Raw genomic sequence first — 17,959 nt, forward strand, 5'->3', positions numbered from 1 at the left:
GGTGAGGCCCGGGAAGCTGCTTAGCGGGCTACTTATCGGGCTACTTATCAGTGGGGTCTTCGCCCCGGGTGAGCCGGTCCCAACCGTCGATTTCATCCATCGGTTCGGCGCTGTTCTCCGCAGCTGCCTGCTTTTGGGCTGCCTGGCTGCCGATCTCCGGCGTACCTGGCGTACCTGATCCCGGGGTGCCTGGTTCCGCGATGCTGCCGGCGTCGTCCGTGCCTGCCGCCGCAGCCGGTGCCGCAGCGTAGCGGCGCGAGGTGGTCCAGTGCCGTCCGGCCAGGGCGAGCCAGATGCCGGAGAGGGCCATCAGGATGCCGATCACCAGGGCGGCGTACGGCATGGCGGTCAGTTCCACCTCGGTCCCTTGGGCGGAGGTGACGCCGATGGCCTTGCCGATGGCCCCGGCGGCTCCCTGCAGCGGATCGCTGATGATCCGGTAGCTGGCTGCTGCCACGCCTACCCCGGCAACCACCAGGATGACGGCGGTGATCCAGCGTCCTATCCGGCCCGCGATGGCGGCGGCCAGCGCTGCTGCCACACCCACCACGGCGAAGGCCGTGACGGCGGTCGCGGCGTCGGACCCGGAGACCGCGACGTCGGGGGTCGCCACGGTGGTGGCCGGCAGGGCCACGTTCAGCCAGGTGCGGGTGGTGGTCCCGAAGGCCAGGGCTGCCAGCAGGACGGCGCCCATGATGACGGTGCCCTTGCGCTGCCAGCGCGGTGCGGTGCGGGGTGCTGCGGGGTCGGTGGTGCTCACTTCTCTGCTTCCTGGAGGGGGGTTTCCGGGGCTGCTACGGTCTGCAGCGATGCGGCTATCAGGGCGGCGCGCAGGGGTGCGGCTGCCTTGTTGACGGTTTCCTGGGCTTCGGCCTCGAGGTCGGAGTCGGCCACGATTCCGCCGCCGGCCTGGACATACGCTTTGCCGTCGCGCAGCAGGGCGGAGCGGATGGCGATGGCCATGTCCATGTCCCCGGCGAAGTCGAGGTAGCCCACCACCCCGCCGTAAATGCCGCGGCGGTGCGGTTCCACCTCATCGAGCAGGCGCAGGGCGCGCGGTTTCGGGGCACCGGAAAGAGTCCCGGCGGGGAAGGTCGCGGCGAGTACGTCGTAGGCGGTGGAGGCATCCGCGAGCCGCCCGACGACGGTGGAGACCAGGTGCATGATGTGGCTGAACCGCTCCACCTCCATGAACTGGGTGACGTCGATGCTGCCGGGCCGGCAGACCTTGGACAGGTCGTTGCGGGCCAGGTCCACCAGCATCAAGTGTTCGGCGCGTTCCTTCTCGTCTTCGAGCAGTTCCGCAGCCAGTTCACGGTCCAGCTCCTGCGTTTTGCCGCGCGGGCGGGACCCGGCGATGGGGTGCGTAATGACGTCGCGGCCGGTGACGGTGACCAGTGCCTCCGGCGAGGAACCGACAACGTTGAACGGGTTGCCGTGGGCGTCCTCGAAGTTGAACAGGTACATGTACGGGCTGGGGTTGGTGGTGCGCAGCACCCGGTAGACGTCCAGCGCCTCGGCCCGGCATTCGGCTTCGAAGCGGCGGGAGATGACCACTTGGAACACTTCGCCGTCCACAATGGCCTGTTTCCCGCGCTGTACGGCGCGGGTGTAGTCCGGCTTGGGCCAGCTTTCCTTGACGTCGGCGGTGAGGTTTTCGGAGTTGATGCCGGCCTCGGGCAGCACGGACACGGCCTGCGGCGTGGGCGCAGCCAGGCGCGTGAGCATGGAACGCAGCCGGGACACGGCGTCGTGCCAGGCCTCATCCACGCGGTCATCGGTTCCGTCGAAGTTAATGGCGTTGGCAACCAGGGTGACGGTGCCGTCGCTGTTGTCATGGATGGCCATGTCGGAGACCAGATTCATGGCAATATCGGGCAGGCCCAGGTCATCGGCAGGCGGGTTGGGAAGCTTTTCCCAGTGCCGTACCGTTTCCCAGCCGACAAAACCCACCATCCCGGACGTGAACGGCGGCAGTTCCTCGAACCGTTCGGTGGCCAGCAGTTCCACGGTGCGGGCCAGCGCTTCCACCGGGCTCCCGTCCACCGGAACACCCGCCGGCGGCTCGCCGAGCCAGTGCGCCTGGCCGTCCAGCGTGGTGAGGGTAGCCCGGGACCGGGCGCCGATGAAGGAGTAGCGGGACCAGACGCCGCCGGAGGCAGCGGATTCCATCAGGAAGGTGCCGGGTTCACCGTTGGTGAGCTTGCGGTAGATGCCGATGGGGGTGTGCGCATCCGCCAGCACGGTCAGGCGTACGGGAATGACCCGGCGGTCGGCCGCCAGGGCCCGGAATTCCTCCAGGCCGGGACGGATGGCTCCAAGATCCTGCATGTTCTTCTGCTTCTCCCCTGTCGGGTCGGGTGCGGCGGGTGTTTGCGGCGGCGTGTTTGCGGGCGGAATTCTCAGCGGGAGCCGACGACGGCATCCAGCTCCCGGCCGTCAAAGCAGGTGCGGGTACCGGTGTGGCAGGCCGCTCCCACCTGGTCCACGCGGACCAGCAGCGCGTCGCCGTCGCAGTCCAGCGCGACGGACTTAACCCACTGCGCATGGCCGGAGGTGTCCCCCTTGCGCCAGTATTCCTGCCGGGACCGGGACCAGAAGGTCACCCGGCCGGTGGTCAGCGTGCGGTGCAGGGCTTCCTCGTCCATCCAGCCCAGCATCAGGACCTCGTTCGTGTCGTACTGCTGGACAACGGCGGCAACCAGCCCGGCGTCGTCGCGCTTGAGGGCCGCACGCAGCTCCGGAGCGAGGTCCGAGGGCTGCTGGTTCTGGGGGAAAGGTGAGGATGGCATCGTCCCAATTCTAGTGCCACGCGTTATCTTGCCGCCCAACCCGCGGCAACCCGCCGCTTCGCCGCCGGTTTCGGGCGTTCCATGCTAGTTTCAGCAGTGATGCATTACGTAGAACCGTCCCGTGAAGTCCTCGCCGAGACCTTGCTTGCGGCGGGTCCCCATGCGCCCACGCTCTGCAAGGGGTGGCAGACCAAGGAACTGGCCGCGCACCTGTACCTGCGCGAGCACAAACTCAGTTCGGCCGTGGGCCTCTTCGTCAAGCCCCTGGCCGGCCGTGCGGATAAAGCCCTGGCCGAAGTTGCCGAAAAGGCGTCCACCACGGAAAGCTACGCCAAGCTGGTCCGCCGGTTCCGTTCCGGCCCGCCCGCGTACTCCCCCATGCACCTGAAGTCGGTGGACAACAGCGCGAACCTCAGTGAGTACTTTGTGCACACCGAAGACGTCCGCCGCGCCTCGGACCGCTGGGCGCCGCGCGCCCTGGACAGCGAGTACTCGGACGCGCTCTGGGCCGAACTGATCAAGCGTGCCGCCATCCTGTACCGAGGTGTGGACCTGGGCATTGTGCTGGTCCGTCCGGACGGACCCCGGCATGTGGCCAAGCGCTCACCGGTCTCCGTGGCCATTGTGGGCGAACCGGGGGAACTGCTGATGCACGCCCACGGCCGTACCCGGCACGCGCTGGTCATGTACGAAGGCCAGCCCGACGCCGTCGCACTGCTGGAAAGTGCGGAGATCGGGATTTAGGTCCCAATCCCCGCACGTCCGCGGGTGGTTAGCTGGCGGAGTCGGCTTCGGGTTTCTCCGGGCTGTGCCCGGCTGCGGCGGCCCGGGCGTCACCGTCCTCATGTCCGTCCTTCTTGCCATCCTTCTTACCGAAGGGCAGGACCTTTTTCAGCGGGTGCGCCACGGCCATGACAACCAGGCCCCAAACCAGTCCGACGATGGCCGAGCACAGCGTGTTCACGAGCCACCCCAGGATGCCGCCCACCACCGCAAGGCCGGCGACGGGATGCTCCAGCGTGTGGACCAAGTCGTACGGCGCGTGCCAGCCGAGGTCCGCTGCCCCCACCAGCATGATGTGGCCGCCCACCCAGAGCATGGCAATGGTTCCCACAAAAGTGATAACAGCCAGCACATGGGGCATGCCGCGGACCAGCAGTCCACCCAGGCGCTGGGAGCTTGCCGAGTCCTTTTTGGCCAGGTGCAGGCCGATGTCGTCCATCTTGACGATCAGCCCGACGGCTCCGTAGACGAGAATCGTGATGGCAATGGCCACAAACACAAGGATGACCGCGCGGATCCAAATGGACGCGTCGCCCACCTCGTTCATGGCGATGACCATGATTTCGCAGGACAGGATGAAGTCGGTGGTGATGGCGCCCTTGACTACCTTGGACTCGGCGTCGGGGCCGCGCTCCACCGCCGGTGCGTCTTTGTCTGCGGCGGCATGTCGGCCGAAGACCTTGTGCCATACCTTTTCCGCGCCCTCGTAGCAGAGGTACGTGCCGCCGAGCATCAGGATGAACGGGATTACGCCGGGGATGAAGGCGCTGATCAGCAGCAGGGCCGGGAGGATGAACAGCAGCTTGTTGCGGAGCGAGCCCCAGAAGATCTTTTTGATCATTGGGAGTTCACGGGACGGATCGGCGCCGGACACATACTGCGGGGTCACGGCGGCGTCGTCAATCACGACGCCGGCGGCCTTGGCTCCTGCTTTCGCTGCTCCGGCGGCGATGTCATCCACCGAGGCGGCGGCTATGCGTGCCAGGGCAGCGACGTCATCCAGCAGGGCTACGAGTCCCCCGCTCACAGTGCGGGTCCAAGCTGATACGGGACGGGCAGTTGGTCGGAGGTGGCGCCCTCGAGGCGCAGAATTGCCATGGTGCCAATTATATGGGGGCCGGGACGGCGCTCATCTACGTCCCTGGGGCGCGACCTTCGGTGTTGCCGCGTCCCTCCTCCCCTGTTTGCGCATTGGCGAAATCGGTGAGGATTTGCAGGAGGGTTTCGTATTCGGCGTTCAGCTCCTCATCGACGGCTCCGTCGCGGCAGACATAACGGTCGCTGAGGCTGCCCACGCCTCGTCCAAAACTGCCGGAAACCCATTCCCTTGCCTCGGCGACCGTGCCGGGGGACGTGTCGGTCCGAAGCTGCCCGGCGAGGGCTTCATACTTCTGCGCCAACGGGCCAAGGCCCATGACTCTCAGGATCGAGGCAAAACGGGACATGTCGTCCGGCAAGGAAAGAAGGCTGCCGGCCGGAAGCGGGCGCCCGTACGGGTAGTCCACCCATTGGCCCGGCATCCCTTTGCCTGCCACAGCCCTGGCACCGTTTACCGTTGAATGGAAGTCAGCCGGGTAGCGGGCGCCTTGCAGCACGTCATCAATATTGACGCCCGATTGCACTTCGCCGTTTGCATAGCGCACGTCGTAGGAAAGATATGCTGCGCCGAAAAACAGGGACCGGCGTTGGCGCGGCACCCAGGTTGCCCGCACATGGACCGGCAGCGGGTTTTTCACTGGCTTTCCCGCACCGCCGACGCGGGGATCTCGTCCGCGAGCCACACTCCCGAATCGGACCGGTAGAAGCTGATTCCCTGTGCCGCGGCGATGCCGGTATCGATGGCCAGGATCACCGGCTCCGCATCTTTGCGCTGCCCCACTTCCCGCGCCTGTTCCACGGTGTCTGCCAGGTGGACGTACTGCCGCCGCATGGGGAGGATTCCGGACTCCCGGATGGCGGCCGCAGCAGCGCGGGCCGTTCCATGGAAAAGCACGGCCGGGGGCTGGACCGGATCGGAAACCTGCTGCACGGGGACGGAATGTCCGTGCACCGCCCGTATCCTGCCCTCGCGTATCTGGTGCCGCTTCTTCACAGCCGCTTCCAGCACCTCATCCAGCATAGCCTCGTCGACGGACTCCCACTGCGGGCCCATCCGGTGCAGTGCAGCAAGCACCTCGGTGACCGGTGCCCATCCTTCCGCGTCCAGGCTCAGGCCGTACTCTGCCGGGGCATGGCGCAGCGCGTGGGACAGCACCTTGCTGATGTCCAACGCCGTCGGTGAGGCGGTCATGGCGAAAGTCCTTTCATCTGCATGCCGGACTCACATTCACAGAATGCCGGCGGGGATTGAATCTGCATTATGCCCTAATTAGGGTGGGACCCTCCGTCCACCCCACCGGGAGCCGATCAATGACCAGTGTCCGAGTCGACCTCAACATCTCGCTGGACGGTTTCGCCACCACCACCGACCAGACTCCGGAGAACCATCTACAGCATCGACGCTGATGCGAACGCCGTGGCTCCTCCGCAAGGATCCCAGCCGGGGAGAGATGACGAAGATTAGCTGATCCTCCTGGTTCCGGCTTGCGCGGATCCCGTTGCCTATTCTGAACGTATTCAGAATAGTGGGGGCATGAATACTGCTGCGATCTCCCGGACGGCGACTTCCTCGGACCTGTCCCGCAACCCGGGACAGGTCTTCCGTGCCGCGGACGAAGGACCGGTCACCATCACCCGGCGTGACGGGGAACCGCTGACCCTGCTGCCCAGCCGCACGGTCGAACGCGAGCACGAAGCGCTCCGGCTGGCCTCCCAACTGGTGGCCGCCTCCCTGGCCCCGGGCGGGCAGAGCTTCCCGGACCGTCTGCTGGGTCCGTTCCCCTGGCTGGGTTTCCTGCCCGAGCCCCAGTGGGAGGCATTCGCGGCGGAGATCGTTGAGGTCGCCCGGGCCTGCGCCTCGATTTCCAATTTCGACCGGCTTTTCATTGTCCTGGCTGAGTGGAAATCAACCGCCGAAGCAACCGCCGGCGGCTACACCGGCGACGATAGGCTGGACTGGCTCGATGAACCGGCCGCCGTCGAAGAGCCCGAAGCAGACACCGGTTACCCGGCCGCTGCGGCGCAGCGAGTACCGGATAGAGTTCGGCACCAGCAACGCCCAGAAAGGCTGGACGGATGTCCTGGCCACCCAGCGCAACACCGTCGTGGCCGCCTGGGAACGACTCCCCGCCGACCCGCTGGCCGATGACACCACCTGCCACGGCATGAAAGGCAACTTGGAATTCATCACCCACGCCGGATCTACCTACCGGCGGCGGCAATACGAACTGCGTAACGGCGCCCGGATCTGGTTCTACGTTTATGACCGCACCGTGGTCCTGACCGAGGTGCACACCCATCATCCCAACGCCACCAAATAGAGCCCGCATAGTCCGGTCTCCCTGGGTTGCGGTTGCGAAACCCGGTCGGACGGAGTGATCACCGGACTACGGAATATCGTGAAGGGTCGGGATGCATCTTGGGTGCACCCCGACCCTTCATCAATTTATAGCCAATTTGATCAGCGAAATGCCTATCAGTACACGTGAAAGGGCCATGACTCTGATGTCGTTTTTGATCGTACCGCCCGGCTGATCGTCACGTGGCGCGCTATTAGGGCGTTGGACAGGGAAACAGCGGCTGACAGCACTGACCAGAAAATAGGGTGTTATTTTGGGGGCATGCCTCCTTAGGCAGATTTGTACTGCTACCGGTCAAGCTACTGACAATTGCAATCAGTATTTAGCCGATCTTCGGATCGCTATGCCGCCCATAGCTGCGACGACAATTCCCACAATAACTTGCCACATATAACGATCCTGACCCTCCGCAAATATCAAATATAGGGATAAAAGCATGAGGGCAACACCGGCAATGAGCAAGACCATTCCACCAATCTTGAAAACCGGATTGGTTGCATTTGGTTTGGGCTTTGAACTAGACAACTTGATCTGCTCCTTTCCTGTGCGTGGGTGAGGTAGGGACCACTAGCTACATGATTCCGCAGCGTTCACCCCCCCCTGAAATGGCTCCTCCAAGAGAGATGGCAGCACCAAAAGCGAAGCCCGCCGATGCGAGTCCCGCGGTCGGTACTGCCGCCGCGGCCGCAAACATCCCGCCTCCAACGAACCCGCCCCCGAGAAATCCGAGACTGACGCGGAGGCTGATTGCTCCGGTGAGTGCACGGTAGACCTGGGATTGCGTGATTGTCTGCCGCAACGCCATACCCTGTCTTTACGTATGGGTACGGGTGGTTCGCCATCGCAGGCCGGCCGCGGTAGCAGAAACGTCGATAATTTTGTTATGTAAAGTTGTTGCTTTGAGTGCAACAATTCTCCGTCGGAAACCTGACTTACGCGTCAGGGCCATCAAACTTTGGCGAGGACTGGGCGCGGCTCTCGGCCGCATACGTGGCCACCCGGACGTTCCGTGAGCGGGTGCTGCAGGATGACAGCGGCGAGGGAACCACCGGCGTCGACGACCGTTATGCCCAGCGCTACTTCGAAAACATCGGCGCGGAAATCATGGGCGCCGGGATGTTCGGCCTGCATGCGAACCCCGACGACGCCGACTGGCAAGGTTGGTGGGGCGAGGATCCGCCCTTCCATGTGCCTGTTTTCGTGCTGACGCACACAGCCCGCCCGCCGCTGGACATGGCCGGCGGCACCAGCTTCCACTTCCTCAGCGCGTCACCGCAGGAAGCCCTGGATACTGCCATCGAAGCTGCCGGCGGCGGCGACGTACGCATCGGGGGCGGTGCGGAGACAGTGCGCGAATTCCTCCGGGCCGGTCTTGTTGATGACCTCCACGTTGGCATTGCCCCCATCATCCTTGGGCGCGGCACACGGCTCTGGGACGATCTGCGGGGCCTGGAGGAGGACTGCGAGGTCAGCTCGGAAGCGGCACCAAGCGGGACCACCCATGTCACGTTCCGGCGCAAACCATAAGCGGCCGGATCACCCTCACGCTGCCGGCCCTTAACGCAGGAACGCCCCACCAAACGGTGAGGCGTTCCTGCAGCAGGGACTGAATCCTAGATGGTCGCCGCATCAATGACGAAGCGGTACCGCACGTCGGACTTCAGCACACGCTCGTAGGCGGTGTTGATTTCGGCGGCCTCGATCAGCTCCACCTCGGGGGCGATGCCGTGTTCGGCACAGAAGTCCAGCATTTCCTGGGTCTCGCTGATGCCGCCGATGTTCGAGGCGGCGTAGGAGCGGCGCTTGCCCATCAGGGTGAACACGGAGATCGGCATGGGCTCGGGCGGGGCGCCCACGCTGACCATGGTGCCGTCCAGCCGCAGCAGGGCCAGGTACTGGTTGAGGTCGAGCGGGGCGCTGACCGTGTTGATGATCAGGTCGAACGTGTTCTGCAGCTTCTCGAAGGTGCTCTCGTCGCTGGTGGCGTAGTAGTCCTTCGCACCGAAACGGAGCCCGTCTTCCTGCTTGCTCAGCGTCTGGGACAGGACGGTCACGTCGGCGCCCATGGCGACGGCGATCTTGACGGCCATGTGGCCCAGCCCGCCCATGCCGACGACGGCGACGCGCTTGCCCGGTCCTGCGTTCCAGTGGGCCAGCGGTGAGTAGGTGGTGATGCCGGCGCACAGCAGCGGGGCGGCAGCTTCGTAGGGAATGCTTTCCGGCACGCGGAGCACGAAGTCGTCGTTGACCACTACGGAGGTGGCGTAGCCGCCCTGCGTGATGGTGCCGTCCACGTCCTTGCTGGCGTAGGTGCCGATGTTGCCGTTAAGGCAGTAGTTCTCCATGCCGGCCTTGCAGTTCTCACACTCGCGGCAGGAGTTGACCATGCAGCCCACACCCACCCGGTCGCCGACTTTGTGCTTGGTGACGTCGGAGCCGACCTCGGCCACGGTGCCCACGATTTCGTGGCCAACTACCTGCGGGTACGCAATGGGCCCCCATTCGCCGCGGACGGTGTGGATGTCCGAGTGGCACACACCGGCATAGGCGATGTCGATGAGGACGTCATGGGCGCCGACCTCGCGGCGTTCGATCGTGGTGGGAACCAGCGGATCGGTGGCGGAAGTGGCTGCGTAAGCGCGTGCGGTAGTCATATTTCTCCAAGCTGTGGGGTAACCGTGCCGTAGGGCACGTAAAGCACAAGCCGGATCCGGCCTGGTCTATTCCCGCGCCTTCCGGACGACGACGCCGGCATGCACTGATTGCCGAACTCACCAGGGCTGGTTGGCCGGTCCGACAGTGAACTCGTTGACCGTGGTGTCCGCCGGCAGGTCCAGGGCGTAGGCAACGACGTCGGCCACCCGCTCCGGCGAAATTCCGTAGCGTTGGTACAGGGCCTGCGCATCCTTGGCGGTGTGCTGGTCGCTGATAGTGTCCAGCAGTTCAGTGTTGATGGCCGCCGGATAAATGGTGGCGGTGCGGATGTTCGTGCCCTCGGCGGCGGACTCCATGCGCAGCACTTCCATGAAGTCCCGCAGGAACCATTTGGTTCCGCCGTACACGGCACCGCCCGGATAGGCCTTCAGTCCGGCGACTGATGACGTGGCGATCACGTGGCCGGACCGCTGCTGAATAAACGGGGGCAGTACGGCCGCGATGCCGTTGAGCACCCCCGTGACGTTCACGTCCACCATCCGGTGCCACTCGTCGGTTTTGAGCGCGGACAGCGGGCTGTTCGGCATCAGGCCGGCGTTGAGGAAGATGGCGTCCACGCCGTCGAACGTTTCCAGGGCCAGCTTCACGATCGCGTGGTTGGAGTCCTGCACGGTAACGTCGAGGACCTGGTGGACCGCTTCCCCGCCGGCGTCCCGGATCTGCGTGGCAATCCGTTCCAGTCTCCCGCCGCGCAACCGGATGCGGAAGCTGAACGCAGTCCTCAGCCAGCGGCAAGGCGAACGGATATCATTGGAGGTCCGCCGAACCCGTCGACCGGATGCGAACCGGCTGCCCCACCGCAAGGAACCCCCTCCCGTTGAACAAGAAATCACTCAAGGCCAACGGCTTTACCGGCTTCCGGCCCATCGACAACCTCGACTTCAACCGGATCCCGCAGCGCCAGGGGATCTTCGCCGTCGTGCGGCCCGACGGGTTTGAACCGCGGTTCCTCAAGGAGAGCACGGCCGGGGTGTTCAAGAAGAAGAAGCCGTCCCTACCCCGGGATGAACTTGCCGCCGAGTGGGTGGCGGACGCGGACATCCTCTTCTTCGGCAAGGCCGGGGCCGGCAGCCAGGGCAACCGCGGCCTGCGGCGGCAGATCAAGGAATTTGTGGACTTCGGCAGGGGGAAGCCGCCGGGCCACTGGGACGGCCGGCTGGTCTGGCAGCTGGTCGATGCAGAGGATCTTCTGGTGGCCTGGAAGGAACTGCCACCGGAAGAGCTCAACGCCGCCCTTGCGGAGTGCCAGCAGCAGTTCACCCACCAGTACGGCCGGCTGCCCTTCGCCAACCTCGTTCCGGCCCGCGCCTAGAAGAACCACCGTTTGGCAGGGGAACCTCCCTGCCGGGCGTTCAGCCCAACAATGCCCGGTCATCCCCTGCAACGGGGCTGAGCGTCTTGCTGAACAGCACATACTCACCGTCTTGACCGCTGGCTTCGTAACCCGCGGCCCGGTACAGCAGATGGGCCTGGTTGCTTCGGAAAACACCGAGTTCCACAACGCGGGCTCCGCTGGGAGCGGCGCTCTGCTCGAACGCGTCCAGAAGGACCCTGCCGTGTCCTTGGCGGCGATGGCTTCCGAGGACACTGATCGAGACCAGTGTTGCGGTGTCGCCGTCGAGGCTCCCCATCACATACCCGATCGGGTGACCTTCTGCATCAAGGCAGAAGAGCGTGGAGGGAAGGCAATCGATCCAGAGTTCCAGGTTCTGGTCGAGAACGCTCATCCACCCCAGGAGCGCATGCGGCTCGATGGTCTCCATGTATTCGCGCTCTTGACGCAGGATGAAGGGCAGATCGCTTACTTCGGCGCGTCGGACGCGTGTTGGCATAGTCATGGACGGAAGCATGCCACATCCGTCTGCGTTCATAGCCGAGCGCAGCCCAGCGCGCCCTCACGGCCGGGCCTGCCGGTGTGGCCGGGGGGCCGTGAGGGGCAGCAGCTAGCGGACGTCGAACCCGGCGTCGCGGATGGCCTGCTTCACCTGGTGGATGGCGTCATCCGGGCCGAAGTGGAACACCGAGGCGGCCAGGACGGCGTCGGCCCCGGCTATCACGGCGGCCGGGAAGTGCTCGGGCTTGCCGGCCCCGCCGGAGGCGATCAGCGGCACGTCCACGGCGGCGCGGACGGCCTTGATCATTTCGATGTCGAAGCCCTCGCGGGTGCCGTCGGCGTCGATGGAGTTCAGCAGGATCTCTCCCACGCCGCGGTCTGCGGCCTCCTTCGCCCAGGCGACAGCGTCGATCCCGGTGCCCGTGCGCCCGCCGTGGGTGGTGACCTCAAAGCCCGACGGCGTGGCGCCGTCGTGCGTGCGGCGTGCATCCACGGAGAGCACCAGCACCTGAGAGCCGAAGTGCCGGGTGATCTCGTCGATCACGTCCGGGCGGGCGACGGCGGCGGTGTTGATGGAGGCCTTGTCCGCGCCGTAGCGCAGTAGCCGGTCCACGTCCGCGATGGAGCGCACTCCCCCGCCGACGGTCAGCGGAATGAAGACTTCTTCGGCGGTGCGCGCGACGACGTCGAACGTGGTGTCCCGGTTGCCGGAGGACGCGGTGACGTCCAGGAAGGTCAGCTCGTCGGCGCCGGCCTTGTCGTACCGGTGCGCGAGTTCCACCGGGTCCCCGGCGTCGCGCAGGCCTTCGAAGTTAATGCCCTTGACCACCCGGCCGGCGTCGACGTCCAGGCAGGGGATGACGCGAATGGCAACACTCATGGTGTCCTCCCCTAGATCCGGCAGGCGTGGATGCTGCTGACCAGGATGGCGCGGGCGCCGATGTCGTAGAGCTCGTCCATGATGCGGTTGGTTTCGGACTTCTTGATCATGGAGCGGACGGCAACCCAGTCGCTGTTCTGCAGCGGGGACACGGTGGGCGATTCCAGGCCCGGGGTCAGGGCGGCGGCCTGCTCCACCAGGTCCTTGCGGACGTCGTAGTCCATCATCACGTATTGCCGGGCCACCAGCACACCGCGCAGGCGGCGGATCAGCACGTCGACGCCGGCGGGGTTGGCGCCGGGCCGGCCGATCAGTACGGCTTCGGATTTCAGGATCGGTTCGCCGAAGATTTCCATTCCTGCGGCGCGCAGGGTGGTGCCGGTTTCAACGACGTCGGCAATCGCGTCGGCGACGCCGAGGCGTACGGAGGATTCCACGGCGCCGTCGAGCCGGACCACGGAGGCGTTGATGCCGCGTTCGGTCAGGTAGGCGCGCAGAAGGCCGTCGTAGCTGGTGGCCAGGCGCTTGCCTTCAAGCTGGTCAATAGAGGTGAAGTCCCCCACCGGGCCGGCGAAGCGGAAGGTGGAGGCGCCGAAGCCGAGGCTCAGCAGTTCCTCGGCGTCCACCTGGGCGTCCAGGAACAGGTCGCGGCCGGTGAGGCCGACGTCGAGCGTTCCGGCGCCCACGTACACGGCGATGTCGCGGGGCCGGAGGAAGAAGAATTCAACGTCGTTGTCGGGGTCCACCATGACCAGTTCGCGGGTGTCGCGGCGCTGGCGGTAGCCCGCCTCGTTGAGCATGGCGGAGGCGGATTCGGACAGGGCACCCTTGTTGGGTACGGCTACACGGAGCATGGGAGCATCTTTCGCTGGAAGTTTTGTCGCTGAATTAGGAGTAGTTCAACCGGCGGGCCACACGCTGAAAGGTCAGCGCGCGGCTAGAGATGCTTGTAGACGTCCTGCAGGGTCAGGCCTTTGGCGAGCATCAGGACCTGGAGGTGGTAGAGCAGCTGGGAGATTTCTTCGGCGCATTCGGCATCGGATTCGTATTCGGCGGCCATCCACACTTCGGCGGCCTCCTCAACAACCTTCTTGCCGATGCCATGCACGCCCGACTCGAATTCGGTCACGGTGCGTGACCCGGCGGGGCGGTCCTGAACTTTCTGGCTCAGCTCGGCAAAGAGGTCTTCGAAGGTTTTCACATGGTCAAGGGTACGCTGTGGCGCGGTGTGTGACGGAATCGAGTGACGGATGAGGAGATCCGTCCTTCTCCAGCGATCTCGGCAGGAACGGATACTGAGTCTTTGCCCGCAGGGAAGCTCTCTACAGGAGCCGCAACGCAGCGCATCAATCTGCATCGCCAATTCTCGTTACAGAGTCCCGTCCCGGGTGCTTCACAGAGCTAATCGTGGGGTGCTCATAATCAAAATTAATCTCCGTATATTGCCCATCATTTTCTACGGGCAACTCATTATCACCTATGATTACCTGCAGTCGGTTCCCAGCAACGCCCACGAGATCGACGATTGACCGGTAAAGGGCTTTAGAAAGATCCTCGTCATCATTCAAAGAAGTCCTCGGACTGTCAATGAGGAGGAAGGCCGGATAACAAGTGTCTTCCCTTTCGAGAGCTACCGCCATAAGCGTAACCCAATACGCGATTTGGATCGCTGTACGCACACCGCCAACAGGACTAAAAGCATCGAAACGTTTTCCGTTGAGCACCGGCAGGTATGATCGGCGGTCAATTTTGGCCGTAGCGACCCCAGGAATACGTATCGCGGCCGTGATGGCGAAAAACCTCCTATCTAGCTCATCAAAGACCTCTTGGTGCCGAGTTGCGAGTTCCTGTTCTGCCGCTTGCAAACTTATGGACAGTTCCAACTTCTTCGCTTCTAAAACGTCCGCGAATGACTGCAAGTCATCCACGCGGTCCCACTGCTCTAGGGACCTCTCTAATTCCTGGCTAAGTGTGTTTGCTATAGCTAAATTACCAGTAGCATCTGCGAATCCCTGCAACCTCGGAGTAATACGTTCACTCGTGCGCTTATCAATTTTAATAGCCAACTCGACCAAAAGCCGCTCGCGACTTTCAAGAGAGGAGCGTGTAGCTTGGATATCCGCGTCGAGAGCTTCTATCTGACCACCGATTTCATCGATTTGCCCGCGGAGGTGGAGGATCTCGTAGGTGTCAGCATCCGTTTCCCGGGGAGTCGCGGGGACTGGCTCCGATTGAAGACACAATCGACAGGTGTGAATTGGAGCGCTCCTATCGCGAACAGATTGCATGCAGCGAGGACATGTTACAAATTCTATTTGTGCAAGCCGCTCTCCCGCCAGTTTCATGCTTCGTATTCGGCCAATGTCTTGTGCAATGAGACTACGTTCCCGAACGAAGTCGGCTCTTTGCTGGGACAGAAACCGCAAGTAGTTCCGCGCTTCAGCAGCACTGCGTTCTGAGTCGCCCAGCAAATCGCGAAGGGTTAATGTCTCTCGATCACTAACGGGAACGACAGCCTCTTGGTAAGAATTGAGCTCCCTTGCAGCAAGCCGTTTTTGCTCTTTTGCAGCGGACAACTGTTTCTGTGCCGCGTCCTTAGTAGGCGTATTGCTGTCAGCCAGAAATTGCACCACCACCGAGTGGTCATTCTTGGCCTTCTCCCACTCGCCCCGAGTGCGAGCAACCTCAGAACGCAGCTCCAGCAATTCGGGGTTCGTGAGTGCGAAGAGAACTTCAAAAACCGCTTTGCGTTTGGGTTGATAATAGCTGTCGGCACTGCCGGCTATCTCTTCATTTATATCGGCCTGTGAAACATACATGTACTTGAACAGATCGTAGAAGCTTATTCGGGCGCCTTGGTTTGTACTTCCCGCCGACCTGGAAGCTGCACGCATATCGTCAGGTATACCTAGGGCTTGTAACAGAAACGTGTTTAGGGCGGGTTCTTCTTTTTCGACATAGTGATCTTGGAGGAATGACTTGTTATCACAATCGAACACCGTTACGATATTTGATCGACCGGGCTGGATGTCTCTCGTCAGCACATAATGGCTCGTTCCAACGGACACCTCAACCGCCACAGCAGAGACGTCAGAACGTACAATACCGGCTAATAAACCGTGACCACCAAGTGAAAACTTTATCAACTCAAATAAGGTGCTTTTCCCGACGCCCACGTGGCCCGACAAGACCGTCATATTCTCCGGAAACCGGTATTCGACCGGTCCACCACTCGTTTGTATCCGAAGCGCGTCTATACGAAATATGGTCGTCATTTAATTAGCTCTCTGTACGGGCGATCCATCAACGAAGCTAGGTTGGCGTATATAAGGTCCTTAAGCTTCGTTCCGCTTAAACCTACTGATGTTTGGGCGATTGCATGACACCGGTCGTTTACATCAGCCCACTCGTTGGTATCCCCGATTCCGACTGCAACCTTCCTTCCAAAGGACGTCGGAATGAGAGCCAGACTGCCTCTTCGCCCTTTGGCATATCGCAATAAACCTCGTCCAACGAGAGCCCCAATGATCGGGTAGTACCGGTCGTCCCACGGCCCGTACTTGTATCGGACCATAGGTGCCTCAACATCTGTGGGGGACAGCTCCCCACCGTTTTCGATGTGGAGCCTAGAATCATCAGCATCCAGCGCTTCAAGAACATTGGGCGCAAGCGCAGGATATCTTGTAAGGAAATCTAGCTTTGCCAGCTTTGTCAATCCATCAAGTTTTCGGCTGTGCCCTGCCTCGCTGGCAACAGCTGTCACCAAAAGCAGGACCCTCGTTTGGTGGTAGGCAAGATCGACGCGCAAGGCCTCCAGATGTTCAGAGACGACGCTTTCCGTGATCAAGTGATTCCGCCAGTTCGTATGCTTTTAGCGGCGGCGACCGCAGCTTTAACGTCAAATCTTGGCCCGAACCACACCAAGCACCGAGAGGTCAGGTCGCAGATTCCCCCAAGCGCTATATCGCCCTCGAGACCCGCACGCTCTTCTGCTTTGGTCGCGTCGTCCAATCGCTCAGAAAGTGCAGACCAGAGTTTGTCACCATAAGTCTCGCCGGGCACACGAACTCTTGTGGTTTCTCGGTCAGCGATCCGAAGCAGTCTATTCTCCAACACCCGCTCCTCGGCCCTTGCTCCTGGCACACTGTTTCTGCGTTCTCTCCGGTACCTGGAATAGTCAAGTTTCAAACGTTCGGCCAGTTCGATGCTCGTATCTGAGCACCCTCCTTGCGCCATCTTTACACCCAGCTGAGTAATCCGGGTATGAGTTGGAATCGGCGTATACGCTGACGGGTTGTTGATCGCTGTATTTACGGCGGTCAGGACGTCTTCCAGGGTTACTATTCGTTCCTCGAACAGGCTGGTTGGGAAAGACCCTTGGTTCGCTACGCCACCTAGGTCCGGGAGATTACCATTGGCCCTCGGGCCTCTAGCACGCATCCGAACACGGAACACGGCTAGAACTGCGTACCATACTGCGACTGCTGTAGAGGCGGACTGAATACCCATGTTCCGGAGGAGCGGAAGTGCGTAAAGGCTGGGCGCGGAGTGGTGGACTAGCTCCCGGTTCGGTCGGTTCGAGTCGATCGTTAGAACCAGAATAAATTGACCGACCGTCTCAGCTAAGTCATCGGGTACCACTAATTGTCGGGATCTCGTTTTAAGAGGGGCTTGCCAAGCAGACGGCAGATTTTTACGATACATCATTATCGCTTGCCCAAAGGTCTGGATGTGGCTACCCAATAGGTCGGCTTCGCTGGTCGTCAGAGCGTCGCCGTCCGCCTTTCGGCGCAGAAGCCTTGTGCAATCAGCCAAGGCTTTGCCCACATCTGGAGCAACGGCTGCACAGGAGACGAGCCGGACAGCCACATTTTTGCCGAGGTTCAACCAGCGCTCGAACAGATGTCCGAGCCCACCGGCGTCTACAAGTACGGCGATGCTCAGAAAAGGTCCTGTGCTTTGCTCTCGGTGTTTAGCCGAAACAAGTTCGACCGCGGACCCGATTTGTAGAATCCAATCCTCGTGTACTTCGCACACGATTCGGACTCCTTTAAGGTCAGCAAACTCTCCCGTGCCGACGAAATGCTGGTTAAGGGCGGCCATACCCTCCGCCGCTGCCATAGCGGCCTGCCAATCGTATAAATCGGCGGTTCGAGCCCCGGCATCATCAAGAGTCTCTGAACCAAGTAACACATCAATAGTGCTCACTGAGCATCCCCCACCCAACTTCCGGACCCATCAATCGCCAGTTGCTAAACCGCTCTGTCCACGCGACGTAAGTAATAGTATGACAATTTCTCTTGTATCTCTTGGTTGCACGAGGCGTAGATCAACATAACTGCAGGAAGTACCAGTGAATAGACTGCCAAATGACCAAACCACTGGCGACTCAGCACCATTGGTGATCCTCACAACGGAAATCTGCCACTGTTTCGTGCACCTCTCCAGGAGCAGGGCCGGCATCGTTACGTCATAGGTCTCCCGTGAAGGCCCCTCG

Annotated in this window: 20 protein-coding genes; 5 read left to right on the forward strand and 15 right to left on the reverse strand. The window is 62.3% G+C overall.

All coding sequences use genetic code 11. From position 1 onward, the window contains the following. Positions 1 to 40 precede the first annotated feature (40 nt). From LJ754_RS09900 to hisI, 3 genes are all read right to left on the reverse strand, one after another. Positions 41 to 760, reverse strand: coding sequence for a Trp biosynthesis-associated membrane protein (locus LJ754_RS09900; RefSeq protein ID WP_227926432.1), 720 nt, complete (start codon positions 758 to 760; stop codon positions 41 to 43). Beyond that, complete coding sequence (locus LJ754_RS09905; protein WP_227911157.1) at positions 757 to 2,331, reverse strand: anthranilate synthase component I; 1,575 nt, start codon at positions 2,329 to 2,331, stop codon at positions 757 to 759. The genes LJ754_RS09900 and LJ754_RS09905 overlap by 4 nt, the downstream gene beginning before the upstream one ends. A 71-nt stretch (positions 2,332 to 2,402) precedes the next feature. Continuing rightward, a complete protein-coding gene (gene hisI / locus LJ754_RS09910; protein ID WP_227926433.1) occupies positions 2,403 to 2,792 on the reverse strand; it encodes a phosphoribosyl-AMP cyclohydrolase in 390 nt (129 codons plus the stop codon). Positions 2,793 to 2,891: 99 nt separating this feature from the next. Here hisI and LJ754_RS09915 point away from each other — a divergent pair, with 99 nt between their 5' ends. Continuing rightward, positions 2,892 to 3,536 (forward strand): TIGR03085 family metal-binding protein, encoded by a 645-nt coding sequence (locus LJ754_RS09915; protein WP_227926434.1) that lies wholly within the window; start codon positions 2,892 to 2,894, stop codon positions 3,534 to 3,536. A 28-nt stretch (positions 3,537 to 3,564) separates the two neighbouring features. Here the strand turns inward: LJ754_RS09915 and LJ754_RS09920 are convergent, their stop codons facing one another. The 3 genes from LJ754_RS09920 to LJ754_RS09930 form a co-directional block, all read right to left on the reverse strand. After that, the gene (locus LJ754_RS09920; RefSeq protein WP_227926435.1) at positions 3,565 to 4,602 is read right to left on the reverse strand and encodes a DUF808 domain-containing protein; all 1,038 of its coding nucleotides are present in this window, start codon (positions 4,600 to 4,602) and stop codon (positions 3,565 to 3,567) included. Positions 4,603 to 4,708: 106 nt separating this feature from the next. After that, positions 4,709 to 5,311 carry a hypothetical protein gene (locus LJ754_RS09925; protein WP_227926436.1) on the reverse strand — a complete coding sequence of 201 codons (603 nt, stop codon included), beginning with the start codon at positions 5,309 to 5,311 and terminating at the stop codon, positions 4,709 to 4,711. Then, a complete protein-coding gene (locus tag LJ754_RS09930; RefSeq protein ID WP_227926437.1) occupies positions 5,308 to 5,865 on the reverse strand; it encodes an RNA 2'-phosphotransferase in 558 nt (185 codons plus the stop codon). The genes LJ754_RS09925 and LJ754_RS09930 overlap by 4 nt, the downstream gene beginning before the upstream one ends. A 342-nt stretch (positions 5,866 to 6,207) precedes the next feature. Between LJ754_RS09930 and LJ754_RS09935 the strand changes: the two genes are divergently transcribed. The 3 genes from LJ754_RS09935 to LJ754_RS09945 all read left to right on the forward strand — a co-directional run bounded on the left by LJ754_RS09935 (position 6,208) and on the right by LJ754_RS09945 (position 8,560). Further along, positions 6,208 to 6,822 carry a type II toxin-antitoxin system Phd/YefM family antitoxin gene (locus LJ754_RS09935; protein WP_227926438.1) on the forward strand — a complete coding sequence of 205 codons (615 nt, stop codon included), beginning with the start codon at positions 6,208 to 6,210 and terminating at the stop codon, positions 6,820 to 6,822. 28 nt (positions 6,823 to 6,850) lie between these two features. After that, positions 6,851 to 6,994: a hypothetical protein gene (locus tag LJ754_RS09940; RefSeq protein ID WP_227926439.1), complete on the forward strand. Its 144-nt coding sequence runs from the start codon at positions 6,851 to 6,853 to the stop codon at positions 6,992 to 6,994. A 942-nt stretch (positions 6,995 to 7,936) separates the two neighbouring features. Continuing rightward, the gene (locus LJ754_RS09945; RefSeq protein ID WP_227926440.1) at positions 7,937 to 8,560 is read left to right on the forward strand and encodes a dihydrofolate reductase family protein; all 624 of its coding nucleotides are present in this window, start codon (positions 7,937 to 7,939) and stop codon (positions 8,558 to 8,560) included. An 86-nt stretch (positions 8,561 to 8,646) separates the two neighbouring features. Here LJ754_RS09945 and LJ754_RS09950 read toward each other — a convergent pair whose 3' ends face one another. Next, complete coding sequence (locus tag LJ754_RS09950) at positions 8,647 to 9,687, reverse strand: NAD(P)-dependent alcohol dehydrogenase (RefSeq protein WP_227926441.1); 1,041 nt, start codon at positions 9,685 to 9,687, stop codon at positions 8,647 to 8,649. Positions 9,688 to 9,804: 117 nt separating this feature from the next. Continuing rightward, positions 9,805 to 10,443 carry an SDR family oxidoreductase gene (locus LJ754_RS09955; RefSeq protein ID WP_227926442.1) on the reverse strand — a complete coding sequence of 213 codons (639 nt, stop codon included), beginning with the start codon at positions 10,441 to 10,443 and terminating at the stop codon, positions 9,805 to 9,807. Between the two features lie 83 nt (positions 10,444 to 10,526). Here LJ754_RS09955 and LJ754_RS09960 point away from each other — a divergent pair, with 83 nt between their 5' ends. After that, positions 10,527 to 11,060 carry a hypothetical protein gene (locus LJ754_RS09960; RefSeq protein WP_227926443.1) on the forward strand — a complete coding sequence of 178 codons (534 nt, stop codon included), beginning with the start codon at positions 10,527 to 10,529 and terminating at the stop codon, positions 11,058 to 11,060. 40 nt (positions 11,061 to 11,100) lie between these two features. On the opposite strand, the gene LJ754_RS09965 is transcribed toward LJ754_RS09960, so the two are convergent. From LJ754_RS09965 to LJ754_RS09995, 7 genes are all read right to left on the reverse strand, one after another. Beyond that, on the reverse strand, positions 11,101 to 11,586 hold the full coding sequence (locus LJ754_RS09965) for a GNAT family N-acetyltransferase (RefSeq protein ID WP_227926444.1): 486 nt from the start codon (positions 11,584 to 11,586) through the stop codon (positions 11,101 to 11,103). Positions 11,587 to 11,691: 105 nt separating this feature from the next. Continuing rightward, positions 11,692 to 12,462 (reverse strand): imidazole glycerol phosphate synthase subunit HisF, encoded by a 771-nt coding sequence (gene hisF, locus LJ754_RS09970; RefSeq protein ID WP_227911130.1) that lies wholly within the window; start codon positions 12,460 to 12,462, stop codon positions 11,692 to 11,694. A gap of 11 nt (positions 12,463 to 12,473) precedes the next feature. Then, a complete protein-coding gene (gene hisG, locus LJ754_RS09975; RefSeq protein WP_227926445.1) occupies positions 12,474 to 13,316 on the reverse strand; it encodes an ATP phosphoribosyltransferase in 843 nt (280 codons plus the stop codon). An 83-nt stretch (positions 13,317 to 13,399) separates the two neighbouring features. Next, positions 13,400 to 13,663: a phosphoribosyl-ATP diphosphatase gene (locus tag LJ754_RS09980; RefSeq protein WP_227902106.1), complete on the reverse strand. Its 264-nt coding sequence runs from the start codon at positions 13,661 to 13,663 to the stop codon at positions 13,400 to 13,402. A 145-nt stretch (positions 13,664 to 13,808) separates the two neighbouring features. After that, positions 13,809 to 15,737: a hypothetical protein gene (locus LJ754_RS09985; RefSeq protein ID WP_227926446.1), complete on the reverse strand. Its 1,929-nt coding sequence runs from the start codon at positions 15,735 to 15,737 to the stop codon at positions 13,809 to 13,811. After that, complete coding sequence (locus LJ754_RS09990; protein ID WP_227926447.1) at positions 15,734 to 16,309, reverse strand: hypothetical protein; 576 nt, start codon at positions 16,307 to 16,309, stop codon at positions 15,734 to 15,736. Before LJ754_RS09990 ends, LJ754_RS09985 begins: the two co-directional genes overlap by 4 nt. Further along, positions 16,306 to 17,670 (reverse strand): hypothetical protein, encoded by a 1,365-nt coding sequence (locus tag LJ754_RS09995; protein ID WP_227926448.1) that lies wholly within the window; start codon positions 17,668 to 17,670, stop codon positions 16,306 to 16,308. The genes LJ754_RS09990 and LJ754_RS09995 overlap by 4 nt, the downstream gene beginning before the upstream one ends. Positions 17,671 to 17,959 lie beyond the last annotated feature (289 nt).

This window comes from Arthrobacter sp. zg-Y40 (genome assembly GCF_020731535.1).
Lineage (GTDB): Bacteria > Actinomycetota > Actinomycetes > Actinomycetales > Micrococcaceae > Arthrobacter_B.